Consider the following 12,526-nt stretch of genomic DNA (forward strand, 5'->3'; position numbering starts at 1 on the left):
GTCAAAACGGGGCAGGCCCACTCACGCTGCGTGAAGGAGCGGGCCGCGTCGAAGTGAGTTCGCCCGGGCTTGACGGCATGGTCGTCCTTCGTTGCTCGTGGCCGCAGTTGTGCAAGACAGCACGGACCGGCGGAGACGGCGTTGTCGTCGAGGCCAAAGAGGTGCGCCTGGCCGTTCCACAGCTCGCGGCCCTGACGAGTCAGTCTGAGCGGCGCGTGCTGAGCGCGCTGCTGCGCCGAGCCGCCGCGTTCCGGTCAGACGACGAGCGTGAATGGCTGGGAGCGTGGACCAACTGGGCGGTGTGCGGCCACGCCGCCGGTGACCAGGGACCCCGACCGCCCGAGCGGATTCTGACAATGCTGCGAACGGACGACTGCGGCCTGCCGGCCGACCTCGTTGCGACCGTTCTCGGTCCGGGGAGTACGACCATCGCCGCACCAGATTTCGCGAGTCGCCCGAGCCATGATTCCGCCCGTGAAGACGGTCATGCACCGGCGGACGCCGTACGAATGCTGCCTTTCGCGGATTGGCTGCCGGGACAGCGATGGTATGCGGGTCGGTCACGGACGCCGTTCTCGATTAAATGCGCGGCGTCGACCTCACTCGACGAAGTGCTCAACCTCGTGCTCGTAGACGCCGAGTACACCGACGGCAGCTCCGAGCTGTACCAGGTCATGGTGGCCTCAGGTGGCGAGCGGCATCTCGAGCACCGGCGTCTGGCGACGATCGGGGCCGCCGGCGGCCGTATCGGTTATGACGCACTGTACGACCCAGATGCCGCCCGTCGCCTCCTCGCGCTGGTAGAGGCGGGCGGCTCAGCCGGGGACGTGGTGTTTGAGCCGGAGCCCGGAGCGAAGTTTTCTTCGGCGCTGGAACCGCGATTATTCGACTCAGAGCAGAGCAACACCAGCGTCATCTTCGGTGAGGAGGCGATCCTAAAAGTCTTCCGCCGCGTGTTTACAGGCATCAACCCCGACATCGAGCTCAATCGGGTGCTGGCCCGCACCGGAAGCCCGCACGTGGCCAAGCTGCTCGGCTCGTTCGAGACGACGATCGCGGGTGAGCCGTGCCCGCTAGGCATGGTGACGGAGTACGCGGCGGACTCGTCCGAGGGCTGGTCGATGGCCACCGCCAGCGCCCGGGACTCCTTCGCGGATCCGAACAGCTCTCATGACTTCGCGCGCGAGTCGTACCGGCTCGGCGAGGCAGTCGCCCGGGTGCATGCTGACCTGGCGAGAGCGCTCGGTTCTGACCGGGCGCCGTTTCCTCTGGTCGCCGTGCTCTCCCGGCTGCACTCGACCGCGCGCGAGGTTCCCGAGATCAGGCCGTACGTCCCGGCGATCGAGGAGCGCTTCCGCGCATTGACCGGCGAGCCGATGACCATCCAGCGTGTGCACAGTGACCTGCATCTGGGCCAGGTTCTCTGTACACCGGCGGCCTGGCTGCTCATCGACTTCGAAGGAGAACCGGGAGTCCCGCTACGCGACCGCCGTCAACCCGACTCGCCGCTGCGCGATGTAGCCGGCATGCTGCGCAGCTACGAGTACGCAGCCCATCATCTCCTCGTCGACCAGGACGACGACTACCTGGCCGCCTCGGCTCAGGACTGGGCCGATCGTAACCGGGCCGCCTTCTGCGATGGCTACGCCCAGGCCAGCGGCTTCGACCCTCGAGCCGCAGACGCCCTCCTGGCCGCATACGAAATCGACAAGGCGGTCTACGAGGCCGCCTACGAGGCCCGCCACCGCCCGGGCTGGCTGAGAATCCCTCTGCAATCCATCGCCCGCCTGGTTTCTCGTTAGGCGTAAATCGCACTCGGGCAACGACCGAATCTGCGATGAATCGGGTCTTGGGGCAGAAAATGCTATACGGCGGCGGTGTTGGGGGTTTGAGTCCTACGCCGGCCGGTTCGGCTCTACCAGGCAGGCGTAACGACCGACGCACCTGGCGCGTACAGCATTCAAGCCGGGCGGCTGGTGGGGCCGTGGGTGTTCCGTGGGTGATCGGATGCCAGCGACCCTGGACGGATTCCTCGCCTAGAATCTGGATTCCGGCCCCGAGTAACGACGAGCTTGGCGAACACACTGGGTAATGAGCGCCCTGACCTGCCGATACTCAGCGGCATCATCCCGGATTCGCGGGCGGGAATCCGGACGAAGGCCTGCTACGGACCGTAGAAGGCGGAAAAGATTGTTCCGAGGATTAAAAGTCCTCAGCTCTGCCATTGAGCTAGCGGCCCGCGATCATAGGGTACCTGTGGCTGTCGGCTGGGCTCATCCGCCTTCCCCAACATGCGGGACGGTGGGACCAACCCGTGTCGACCTGTTAAGCCGGCGGCCACCCGTACGCCAGGGTCTTCGGGGATTGTCGCGGTTATGCGCCGTACCGTTGGCATTGTCGCCCTTGTTGCTCTGTCCACCGTCGTGGCCGCGCCGGCGCAGGCCGGTGGCCCGGCCGACCAAGAGATCACCGCGACCGTCGAGACCCCTGCGCTCTTCGATGACGAGGCGGGCGGGGATGCCGACGCGGATGATCCGGCGATCTGGATCAACCGGGCCGACCGGGCGAGGAGCCGGGTGATCGGCACGGCGAAGAACGGTGGGCTGCGGGTCTATGACCTGGCCGGTCGTGAGGCGCAGTCGATCGCTCCGCCGGCGGACGGGCGGTTCAACAACGTCGACCTGGTCACCGGGTTCCGGTTGGGTGGGCGTGTGACCGATCTGGCGGTGGTCACCGATCGTGGGCTGGACCAGCTGCGGATCTATCGGATCGAGCCGACCGGGCAGCTGACCGATGTCACGGCGGCCGGTGCTCCGCTGCTGTTCAGCCGGGATCAGGACGAGGTGGCCACCCAGGCGACCGGTTACGGGCTGGCCGCGTATGGGCGGTACGCGGTGGTCAGCCGCCGGCATTCGACCCGGCTCGGCATCTTCCGGCTGGAGGAGCGGGGCGGCCGGGTGACCTACCGCAACACCGACCTGCTCGATCTGCCCAAGGAGTTTCGCCTGCCGAACGGTGACATCTGGTCGCCGTGTGCGGAGCCGGGTGAGGACCCGCAGGTGGAGGGCATGGTGGTGGACGCCGAGGCGGGCGTGCTCTACGCCGCCCAGGAGGATGTGGCGCTGTGGCGGATCCGGCTGGACGGTGACCGGTTCGCCGGGGTGCCGCGGGTTGTCGAGCGGGTCGCCGAGTTCGGGGTGCCGGCCACCTATGACCCGGCGACCGAGGAGTGTGTGGCGGGTGCCGGCGACCCGGGCTTCGGCGGGCGGATCCGCGCCGATGTCGAGGGCGCCACGATCTACCGGACCGGTGCGAAGGACGGCTACCTGATCGTCTCCAGTCAGGGTGACAGCCGGTTCTTCGTGTACGACCGGCGCACCAACCGGCCGTTGAGCAGCTTCCGGGTGGTCGACGGGGAACGGGCGGACGGCGTGCAGCACTCGGACGGTGCGGCCGCCACCTCGGTGGCGCTGCCGGGTTACCCGCGGGGGCTGCTGGTTCTGCACGACGGCGAGAACACCCCGGACGACGGCCGGGTAGGCACCGACTTCAAATATGTCGACTGGCGTGCTCTGAGTCTTTCCCCGCGTGGTGCATGACCGATCGACGAATACCGCCGCCCACACTTAAGCTTTGCCACCCGGCAAACGCGGGGCGACGGAAGGCTGACAGATGCCGAACTTCTCGGTCGACGTCCGCAAGGACGCCGACGGGAGCCTTGTGGTCGTTCCGCAGGGCGTGTTGGACGCCGAGTGCGCCGTGCAGTTCCGCCAGGTCCTCGTGCATGCGGTTCGCAAGCTGCGGCCGTTGCGCCTGATCGTCGAGCTGGCCGAGGTGCCGGAGATCGATCCGATCAACCTGGGCACCCTGGCGGCGCTCTGCGACCTGGCCGACGACCACCACGTGGTCGTCTTCCTGCAGAACGCGTCAGCCGAGATCGCCGATGACCTGCGGGCGGCCGGTGTCCCGGCGCAGCGTCTTCGCCGGCGGGACACGATCATCGCCTGACGCCAGGTGCGCGGCCAGGAAACCGGCCACCGACGCCGACCAGGGGAACTTCTCGGCCTGGGCCCGGGCGGCCTGCCGCCGGGCCTCTTCCGGCCGGGACAGCAGGTCGAGGATCGCCGTGACGTAACCGGGGCCGTCGCCGGCCGCCGCGAGACCGGCCGGGCCGATCACCTCGGGCAGCGCGCTCTGCGAGCTCACCACCACCGGGGTGCCGCTGGCCAGGGTTTCCAGCGCGGAGAGCCCGAACGTCTCGATCGGGCCGGGCGCGATCGCCACGTCGGCCGACGCCTGCAGGGCCGCCACCTCGAGCGGGTCGGTCAGGTGGCCGAGGAACCGCACCGGTAGTCGCCGCGAGGCGGCCTCCTCCTGCAGGGCATGACGCAACGGCCCGGCCCCGGCGACCACGAGCACCGCCCGTACACCCTGATGGCGCAGGCCTTGCAGGGCCGCAAGCGAACGGCGGGGTTTCTTCTCCGGCGAAAGCCGGCCGCAGTGCAGCAGAAGTACGTCGTCGGGGGCGGCCCAGCGGGCCCGCATCGCGGCGGAGTGCCGTTCCGGCGAGAAGCGGGCGAGATCGACCCCGAGCGGCACGAGGTCGACCGGGGCGCCGATCCGTGCGAACTCCCGGGCGGCCCACCGGGTGGTGCAGACGATCCGGTCGTGTTCGGCCGCGGTGCGGCCGTTCAGCACGTCGGCGACCCGCCGGCCGGACGCCGGGCCGAACAGCCGGAGCAGACCGTCGAGGCTCTCGTGCGACACCATCATCGAGGGAATGTCGTTGCGCCGGGCCCATCGGCCCAGCCAGCGCAGGGTGGTGCGGTCGGAGATCTCCAGCCGGTCGGGGCGCAGCGAACGCAGGGTCGCGGCGAGCCGCCGCCGGTCCAGCAGCACCCGGTAGCCACCCAGGCCGGGCAGGTAGGGGCCGGGCAGGGTGATCACCCGGCCCTGCTCGGTCTGCTCGTCGGCCGCCTTCTCACCCGGGATGACCAGCACGGACTCATGCCCGGCAGCCTGGTAGCCGGCGCCGAGGTTGCGCAGCGCCGTCTTCAGCCCGCCGGACCGGGGCGCCACGTAGTTGGCCACCCGCACGATCCTCACGCGGCGACCGCCCGGCGCTCGAACATCCCGACCGCGCACGCGCTCCGGTAGTGCTCGATCAACTCGTCACCGACCGCCGACCAGCTCCGGCCCTCGATGGCCTGCCGCCCGGCCGCACCGAACGCGGCCCGCAGCGACGCATCCTGCACGAGCGAAAGAACCGCCGACGTGAAGCCCTCCGACTCGAACGGGCGGACCAGGTATCCGGTGCGACCGTGCTGCACGAGATCGACCGGGCCACCCGCGTTGGGCGCCACCACCGGCAGGCCGCTGGCCATCGCCTCCTGCACCGCCTGACCGAACGTCTCGTACGGTCCGGTGTGCGCGAAGATGTCGAAGCTGGCGTAGATGCGGGCCAGCTGCAGTCCCCGCCGTACGCCCAGGAACTTGGCTTCGGGCAGTGCTTTTCGCAGGGCCGGCCCGGCCGGCCCGTCGCCCACGATCACCAGTCGCACGCCCGGCGTCCGGCTCACGTCGGCGAGCAGGTCGATCTGTTTCTCGACGGCCAGCCGGCCGACGAAACCGACCACCACCTCGCCGTCCGGGGCGAGGACCCGGCGCATCGCGACGCTGCGCCGGTCGGGATGGAACTGCACGTCGTCGACGCCGCGCCGCCACAGGTGGATGCGTTCCACGCCGTGCGCGCCCAGCGCCGCCCGCGACTCGGTCGATGGCACGAGGGTGCGGGAGGCCGCGTTGTGCAGGGTCCGGATCCAGCGCCAGGCCGCGCCCTCGGTCATCCCGACCCGGTAGGCGCGGGCGTAGGCCGCGACATCGGTCTGGTAGACCGCGACGGTCGGCAGCCTCAGCGACCGCGCGGCCGCCATCCCCCACGCGCCCAGCACGAACGGGCTGGCCAGGTGCACCACGTCGGTGCCGTGCGCGCGCATGGCACCGGTCATCGCCGGGGTGGGCAGACCCAGCCGGATCTGCGGATAACCCGGCATCGGCAGGGAAGCGATCCGCACGACCGGGTAGGGCACGTCGACCCGCACGTCTCGCAGGGCGGGCGGCGGCTGCGGGGCGATCACCAACGGCTGGTGCCCCCGGCGCAGCAGATGTTCGGCCGCCCGCACCACCGAGTGCGCGACTCCATTGACATCCGGCAGGAAAGACTCCGTAACCAGAGTGACTCGCATGCCCACACGATGATCTGCGCCGATGTCCGCCGGCCCAACAAAACCCAAACCCTCTCGGGCGTACGCGCGTCGGGTCCCCGACCGCACCGGCACCGCACCGCCGAGCAGCGCGGCCGCCGCGGCCCGAACGGCCGCGGCGCGACTATCGCGTGATCTTCGCCAACCGCTCGGGAGTCGGCCAGTGCACGTCGTGGGCCCAGCCGAACCGCTCAAAGAACCAGATCACCCGGGCCGACACGTCGATCTGCCCACGCTGCACCCCGTGCCGCGCCTGCGTCGGGTCCGCGTGGTGCAGGTTGTGCCAGGCCTCGCCCATGCTGAGCAGCGCGAGCGGCCAGAAGTTGGTCGCCTTGTCCCGGGCGTTGAACGGGCGCTCGCCGATCATGTGGCAGACCGAGTTCACCGACCAGGTCACGTGGTGCAGGAACGTGATCCGCACCAGGCTCGCCCAGAAGAACGCGGTCACCGCGCCCACCCACGACCAGGTGACCAGGCCACCGACCAGGGCCGGCGCGACCAGCGTCACGATCGTCAGCGGCCCGAACAGCCGGTGCACGACCCGCATGTCCCGGTCGGCGAGCAGGTCCGGCACGAACCGTTCCTGGTTGGTCTGGTCCCGGTCGAGGATCCAGCCCAGGTGCGCGTGCCAGAAGCCGCGGACCAGGGCGACCGGCGAGGTGCCGAACAGCCACGGCGAATGCGGGTCGCCCTCCTTGTCGGCGAACGCGTGGTGCCGCCGGTGGTCGGCCACCCAGTGCAGGATCGGCCCCTGCACGGCCATGCTGCCGGCCACGGCCAGCGCGAGCCGAAGCGGGCGCTTCGCCTTGAACGAGCTGTGCGTGAAGTAGCGGTGGTAGCCGACCGTGGTGCCGAGGATGGTGAACACGTAGAAGAACACGGCCAGGGCCAGGTCGAGCCAGGTCAGACCCCAGCCCCAGGCGAACGGCACGGCAGCGATCAGAGCCAAAAACGGGACGATCACGAAGACGTAGACGGTGATGTGGGCGGGCAGCGGCCGTGGGCCTGCGAGGAGGGCCTTGGGCCCCCGGCGCTCGGACATGACCGTCACGCTACGGGAGCGGGAGGAATCCCGGTCAATCCTTGGGTAGCGCCGACGCGTATTCCCGGAAGCGCTCGACCGCGCGGCCGGACATCGCCCGGCCGTGGCCGAAGACCGCGTGCTCGAAGTTGTGCGTGGCCAGCTTGGCCACGCTGCGGTCCTGCTCGGCGGGGTCGGCCGAGACCTGCTTGGGCCCGCTGACCAGCGTGCCGTCCTTGCCGCCACCGGCCGTGTCCCCGGCGAAGAGCACGCCGCCGGCCCGGTCGAGCAGGTAGGAGACGTGGCCGCGGGTGTGCCCCGGCGTGTGCACGGCGGTGAAGCCCGGGATCGGCTCGGACTCGTCGGCTGTGATCAGCTGGTCGATCTTGGTGGGCTCGGCCGTCATCACCTTGCCGATCAGCCGCGGCAGCAGCCCCTTGACCTCAGGCCGGATGGCACCGGTGATCACCGGGGCGTCGGCGGCGTGCGCGAACACCCGGGCGCCGGAACGCTGCCGCAGGTCGGCCACGTTACCGATGTGGTCGAAGTGGTTGTGGGTGAGCAGCACGGTGCGCACATCACCGATCTGCTTGCGGATCTCGCGCAGTCCGCGCTCGATCTGCTTGGAGCGACGCGGCAGCCCGGTATCGATCAGCACGACCCCGTCGTCGGTCACCACCAGATGCACGTTGACAAACCCGAGGCCGAGCTCGAACACACCGTCCACGATCTCCCGCACGGCACCATTCTGCCGTACCCGGTCGTTGATTCATTGACGTCTATTTTTAAGGGGCATAGCCTGGCCGCGGAACGGTGTCACGTCGTACCGAGGGCGCAGACGCAGGCGGAGTCCATCCCGTCTGCCGATCCCCCATGGGCGGCGTCTCCCCGGCCTTGCGGCCCGCCGCTCTCATCCCCTCCTGAATCGAGGAACTCGATGAGACGTCGCGTCGTCTGGGCACTGGCGTGCCTGGTGGCCGCGTTCGCGGTCGTCGGTGCACTCAAGCCGGCCTATGCGGCCGCCGGGTGCCGTGCCGACTACACCGTCCCCAGCTCGTGGCCCGGCGGATTCCAGGGGTCGGTCACCGTGACCAACCTCGGTGATCCGCTCAGCACGTGGACCCTCGGCTTCACCTTCCCCACCGCCACCCAGAAGGTCACCCAGGGCTGGAACGCCACCTGGACCCAGTCGGGCAGCGCGGTCACCGCCACCAACGCCGGCTGGAACGGCTCGGTGGGCACCGGCGGATCGGTCAACGTCGGCTTCACCGGCACGTTCACCGGGACCAACCCGGCGCCGACGACCTTCACCCTCAACGGCGTGGCCTGCACCGGGGCGGCGCCGACCAGTACGCCGGCGACCACCACCCCCACCACCACGCCGGCGACCACCACGCCGGCGACCACCGCCCCGACGACCGCGCCCACCGGGGACCCCTGGACCCCGCCGTCCTCGCTGGTGCAGCCGCTCGCGGCGGTCTGGTCGCACGAGGAGTCGACCTACAACAACCTGTACGGGTTCAAGAACTACGGATGGGACCAGCTGTTCGCCGGTGGCGGCGCCATCAACTACTGCGTGCGGTGGGACTCGACCGCGCACGTCACCGCGGCCCAGCGGGACGCCGTGGCGGCCGCCCTGCAGCGGCAGTACCAGAAGTGGATGGACCAGATGCTCGACAACGGGTCGGGCTGGAACAACTGGCCGTACAAGCAGGTGCCGGTCAAGGTCGTCGGCTGGGCGGTGCGCGACCGCGCGCAGCTCGAATGGACCGACACGTCGGTCGACATCTACGTCAACGACATCAATGAGAACGCGCCGCAGTGCGGCACGCCGTGCGGGCGCTTCTTCCACCAGGACGGCAATTACTCGGGCTGCCCGGGTGGGGCGTCGCACCACTACGACCATTCGCTCTGGCTCACCGCCGGGTTCAGCGGTGGCGCCGGTGGCGACTGGGGTCAGCGGATCGGCTCCGAGTACTACATGAGCAACCTGACCGCGGACAACATCCACATCCTGTTGCACGAGATGGGACACACGTACGGCCTGGACGACTTCTACGACTGGGATCCGACTCCCGGCCAGGGATTCATCATGAAGGCGGGCAGCGCCACCAGCATCACCGAGTTCGACAAGTGGATGCTGCGCGACTGGTGGCGGCATCTGAAGAGCCGCTACGGCCGCTGAGACGGCGTCGGGCGGGACGTCACGCGGCCGCGGCGGCCGCCGCGGCGTCCCGCTCGATCATGTCGGTGTCGGCCCGGAGCCGCTTCGACTCGAGCTTCTCCGCTCGTCGCATGGCGTCGGCGACCTTCGCACCCATGTCGGCCACCGCGACCACGACCAGTCCGGCCTGGCCCGCGTCGAGCCACTCGCCGATCTCCTTGAGGTCGTTCCGGCTCATGCCGGCGGCGGCGTGCCCGGCCACGGCGCCCAGCACGGCACCACCGCCGGCCGACGCGACGAGCAGCCCGCCACCCAGCGCCGCCAGCGGGAACAGCGCCACCACCAGACCGGTCGCCAGGCCGGCCCCGGCCCCGAGCACCCCACCGGCCCGGGTCGGGGTCTCGTGCTTGCGCACGATCCGCGCCTTGCCGCTCGGCCGGCGCTCCACGACGGCCGCGTCGTAGGAGTCGATCAGACCGACCCAGCGGTGCAGGTCCTTCACCACGGCGTAGTCGGCCTCCGCGTCGGCGACATTCCCGTACACCCCGGCATAAACCATGAACGTGTCGATCGCCATTGCGCCTCCCCCTCCTGATCCGGCCTTCTTTTGATCCGGCCCGCTCAGCCTCGCGCCGGTTCCGGGCGGTCGCCTCATCCGCGATTGATGAGAGCCAAGCCGACCGGGGCCCGCGGGAGGGCGGCCAGCACCAGGAGACCGGCCGAGAGGTACGCGGCGCCCTGCACCGCGATCACCGGGACGATCCCGGCCCGGCCCGCCAGGGTGCCGGCCAGCGCGATGCCGACCAGCATGGCGGCCGCCCGGACGGCCATGATCGCGCCGTAGACGCGACCGCGGTGACTGTCCTCGGTGGCCGTCTGGAAGACCGTGACCAGGCCGGCCACGGTCAGCGCCCCGGGCAGCCCGACCACCACCATGATCACGAAGGCCGGCCAGACCGTCGTGGTGATCAGTGGATAGAGGAACAGCACCAGGTCGAGCGAGCCGAACACGACGGCGCCACCGCCGAGCAGCAGGCGGGCCGGGACCCGGTGGCCGACCAGGGTGGCGAGCGCGCCGCCGGCCAGGCCACCGACCGCCTGCACGGCCATGATCGTGCCGTAGGTCTCGGCCCCGCCGTGCAGGACGTCGCGGACGAACGGCGCCATCAGCGTCATCATGATCGCCTCGCCGACACCGGTGATCAACGCGAAGATCAAGAGCGTCCGCAGCGTACGGGTGGACACGGCCATGCGCGTACCCGCAAGCCACTCGCTCAGGGTGCGCGGAGCCGCCGCTTTCGCACCCGGCTGATGTGCGCGATAGCGGATCAGCGCAAGCAGCGCCGCGGCCGCGGCGAACGTCGCCGCGTCGGCGATGGTGATCAGGCGGATGCCGCCGGCGGCCGCCAGAAAACCGCCCGCCGCCGCACCGACCAGCCGGGCCACGTCGCGCGCCTGTCCGTTCAGGGCGTTCGCGGTGACCAGCCGTTTCTCCTCGACCAGCGACGGGACCAGCGCGGCTTCGGCCGACGCGAAGCAGAGGGCCAGGGCACTCTGGGCGGCGGCGACCGCGTAGACCAGCCAGATCCGGCCGGGCTCGGTGATCAGCAGCAACGGCAGCAACGTCACCGCCAGCAGGAGATTGCAGGCGATCATCGTGCGGCGCCGGTCCCAGCGATCGGCCGCCACGCCGGCGAAGGAACCCAGGGTGACCTGCGGGATCAGGGTGGCCAGGACCATGCCGGCGCTCGCCAGCGCGGAACCGGTGAGGGCGTAGACCTGATAGGTCAGGCCGGCGGTGAGGACCCAGTCACCGGTGAACGAGACGAAGTTCGCGGCGAGGAGCAGCCGGTAATCGCGGCCCATGTCACGCTCCGCTCTCCGTAGGACGCAGCGGAACGGCGACGAGGGTGACGTCGACCGGGATCGCACCCGGCGGCCGCTTGCTCTTCTCGCCGAGCGGACGCCGCTCGATCAGCGGGTTGATCAGGGCATACCACGCCTCCTCGAGCTCGGTCATCTCGTCCAGGGTCAGGTAGACCAGGTTTTGCGAGATGCCGGTGTGCTCGGCCCAGCCCGACTCGGCGTCGGTGCGTCGTTGCTGCCAGTCGGCCAGCTGGGCGGCGGTGCGCTCGAGCAGGTAGTGCTGCAGCGCATCGATCTCGTCCCAGGCGCCGCCGGCCGGATCGAAGCGGTGCGACGTGTGGGTCACCCGCCACGGGCGCTCGCGGTTGTCGCCGGCCTCGGCCGGTTCGACATAGCCGTACTTGGCCAGCTGGCGCAGGTGGTGCGAGGCCAGGGCCTGGCTGACGCCGAGCTGGCGGGCGGCCTCGGCGGCGGTGATCGAGCCCTCGCGACCCACCAGAGCGTGCAGCTTCAGACGCAGGGGGTGGGCCAGGGCACGCAGAGCGAGGGGGTCGCCGATCACTCTGCGTTCGCTGCTCGATTCCAAAGACATGCTTGGAGTCTTACATGGATGTCAAGCGATCGCTTGGAGTATTGGACACGTGCGGGTTAGGCGGATCGGGCAGAACGCACCCCCTTGTGAGGGTATTCGCTGGTCAGGTGGCCTTTGGCAGACCAGGATCGAACCTGGCCGCAACGGGGGCGGTCTGGATCGATCGGAGACGAGGGTGGCCGAGTACGACGCCGAACAGTTGAGCGCGGGATTCCGCGCCCGCAACATGCTGGCGGGGTATGTGCGGCGCGGCGGACGACCCAAGGCTGTCGCACCGACGATCCCGCTGCGGGCGGGCGAGAAGCAGTACGGGTGGTTCCCGGTCACCGTCGATCGTCGCGAGCGGCAGATCGCCGTTATTACGAACCTGCGGTTGATCGCGGGGGAGGAGTTCGCGCTCTGGCAGTTCACCGGCGTGCGGGCCATTCCGGGGGAGTGGTCGGTGGCGCTGGAGGTGCGCGGACGGGACGTGCCGCTGGTGCTGAGCGGGCCGTGGGTGCCGTGGATGAGCGTGGTGATCTGCGCGGAGCTGTACGGCACGGCGTGGCCGCCGGGACCGGCGCCGGCCCCACGACGGCGGCAGGTCGCGGCTTGCGCGGGTCGCCGAAACGGCTGATGTT

The 12,526-nt window shown here is 70.0% G+C and carries 12 protein-coding genes; 5 read left to right on the forward strand and 7 right to left on the reverse strand.

Features of this window, described 5'->3' with window-relative positions; genetic code table 11:
* From Ato02nite_RS23370 to Ato02nite_RS23380, 3 genes are all read left to right on the forward strand, one after another.
* A partial coding sequence (locus Ato02nite_RS23370; RefSeq protein WP_281419779.1) for a maltokinase N-terminal cap-like domain-containing protein occupies window positions 1-1,802 on the forward strand: 1,802 nt, incomplete at its 5' end.
* Between the two features lie 573 nt (window positions 1,803-2,375).
* Window positions 2,376-3,599: a phytase gene (locus Ato02nite_RS23375; RefSeq protein WP_213008738.1), complete on the forward strand. Its 1,224-nt coding sequence runs from the start codon at window positions 2,376-2,378 to the stop codon at window positions 3,597-3,599.
* A gap of 73 nt (window positions 3,600-3,672) precedes the next feature.
* Complete coding sequence (locus tag Ato02nite_RS23380) at window positions 3,673-4,008, forward strand: STAS domain-containing protein (protein WP_213008739.1); 336 nt, start codon at window positions 3,673-3,675, stop codon at window positions 4,006-4,008.
* On the opposite strand, the gene Ato02nite_RS23385 is transcribed toward Ato02nite_RS23380, so the two are convergent.
* The 4 genes from Ato02nite_RS23385 to Ato02nite_RS23400 all read right to left on the reverse strand — a co-directional run bounded on the left by Ato02nite_RS23385 (window position 3,928) and on the right by Ato02nite_RS23400 (window position 8,023).
* On the reverse strand, window positions 3,928-5,106 hold the full coding sequence (locus Ato02nite_RS23385) for a glycosyltransferase (protein ID WP_246607333.1): 1,179 nt from the start codon (window positions 5,104-5,106) through the stop codon (window positions 3,928-3,930). The genes Ato02nite_RS23380 and Ato02nite_RS23385 overlap by 81 nt on opposite strands.
* Complete coding sequence (locus Ato02nite_RS23390; RefSeq protein ID WP_213008740.1) at window positions 5,103-6,245, reverse strand: glycosyltransferase family 4 protein; 1,143 nt, start codon at window positions 6,243-6,245, stop codon at window positions 5,103-5,105. The genes Ato02nite_RS23385 and Ato02nite_RS23390 overlap by 4 nt, the downstream gene beginning before the upstream one ends.
* 142 nt (window positions 6,246-6,387) lie before the next feature.
* Window positions 6,388-7,305: an acyl-CoA desaturase gene (locus tag Ato02nite_RS23395; protein ID WP_213008741.1), complete on the reverse strand. Its 918-nt coding sequence runs from the start codon at window positions 7,303-7,305 to the stop codon at window positions 6,388-6,390.
* Between the two features lie 34 nt (window positions 7,306-7,339).
* Complete coding sequence (locus tag Ato02nite_RS23400) at window positions 7,340-8,023, reverse strand: MBL fold metallo-hydrolase (protein ID WP_213008742.1); 684 nt, start codon at window positions 8,021-8,023, stop codon at window positions 7,340-7,342.
* Between the two features lie 198 nt (window positions 8,024-8,221).
* Here Ato02nite_RS23400 and Ato02nite_RS23405 point away from each other — a divergent pair, with 198 nt between their 5' ends.
* Window positions 8,222-9,469 (forward strand): cellulose-binding domain-containing protein, encoded by a 1,248-nt coding sequence (locus Ato02nite_RS23405; RefSeq protein WP_213008743.1) that lies wholly within the window; start codon window positions 8,222-8,224, stop codon window positions 9,467-9,469.
* 19 nt (window positions 9,470-9,488) lie between these two features.
* Here the strand turns inward: Ato02nite_RS23405 and Ato02nite_RS23410 are convergent, their stop codons facing one another.
* The 3 genes from Ato02nite_RS23410 to Ato02nite_RS23420 form a co-directional block, all read right to left on the reverse strand.
* A complete protein-coding gene (locus Ato02nite_RS23410) occupies window positions 9,489-10,025 on the reverse strand; it encodes a DUF1269 domain-containing protein (RefSeq protein WP_246607334.1) in 537 nt (178 codons plus the stop codon).
* A gap of 74 nt (window positions 10,026-10,099) precedes the next feature.
* Entirely contained in the window at window positions 10,100-11,314 is a 1,215-nt protein-coding gene (locus Ato02nite_RS23415; protein ID WP_213008744.1) for an MFS transporter, read from the reverse strand.
* 1 nt (window position 11,315) lies between these two features.
* The gene (locus tag Ato02nite_RS23420) at window positions 11,316-11,906 is read right to left on the reverse strand and encodes a winged helix-turn-helix domain-containing protein (protein ID WP_213008745.1); all 591 of its coding nucleotides are present in this window, start codon (window positions 11,904-11,906) and stop codon (window positions 11,316-11,318) included.
* A gap of 175 nt (window positions 11,907-12,081) precedes the next feature.
* Between Ato02nite_RS23420 and Ato02nite_RS23425 the strand changes: the two genes are divergently transcribed.
* Window positions 12,082-12,522: a hypothetical protein gene (locus Ato02nite_RS23425; RefSeq protein ID WP_213008746.1), complete on the forward strand. Its 441-nt coding sequence runs from the start codon at window positions 12,082-12,084 to the stop codon at window positions 12,520-12,522.
* Window positions 12,523-12,526 lie beyond the last annotated feature (4 nt).

It is taken from the genome of Paractinoplanes toevensis, assembly GCF_018332695.1.
In the GTDB taxonomy this organism is placed as follows: Bacteria; Actinomycetota; Actinomycetes; order Mycobacteriales; family Micromonosporaceae; genus Actinoplanes; species Actinoplanes toevensis.

Coding starts and splice junctions, on each gene's coding strand:
- Ato02nite_RS23375 (WP_213008738.1), top strand. CDS start 2,376: ATGCGCCGTACCGTTGGCATTGTCGCCCTTGTTGCTCTGTCCACCGTC.
- Ato02nite_RS23395 (WP_213008741.1), bottom strand. CDS start 7,305: ATGTCCGAGCGCCGGGGGCCCAAGGCCCTCCTCGCAGGCCCACGGCCG.
- Ato02nite_RS23410 (WP_246607334.1), bottom strand. CDS start 10,025: ATGGCGATCGACACGTTCATGGTTTATGCCGGGGTGTACGGGAATGTC.
- Ato02nite_RS23390 (WP_213008740.1), bottom strand. CDS start 6,245: ATGCGAGTCACTCTGGTTACGGAGTCTTTCCTGCCGGATGTCAATGGA.
- Ato02nite_RS23415 (WP_213008744.1), bottom strand. CDS start 11,314: ATGGGCCGCGATTACCGGCTGCTCCTCGCCGCGAACTTCGTCTCGTTC.
- Ato02nite_RS23405 (WP_213008743.1), top strand. CDS start 8,222: ATGAGACGTCGCGTCGTCTGGGCACTGGCGTGCCTGGTGGCCGCGTTC.
- Ato02nite_RS23420 (WP_213008745.1), bottom strand. CDS start 11,906: ATGTCTTTGGAATCGAGCAGCGAACGCAGAGTGATCGGCGACCCCCTC.
- Ato02nite_RS23380 (WP_213008739.1), top strand. CDS start 3,673: ATGCCGAACTTCTCGGTCGACGTCCGCAAGGACGCCGACGGGAGCCTT.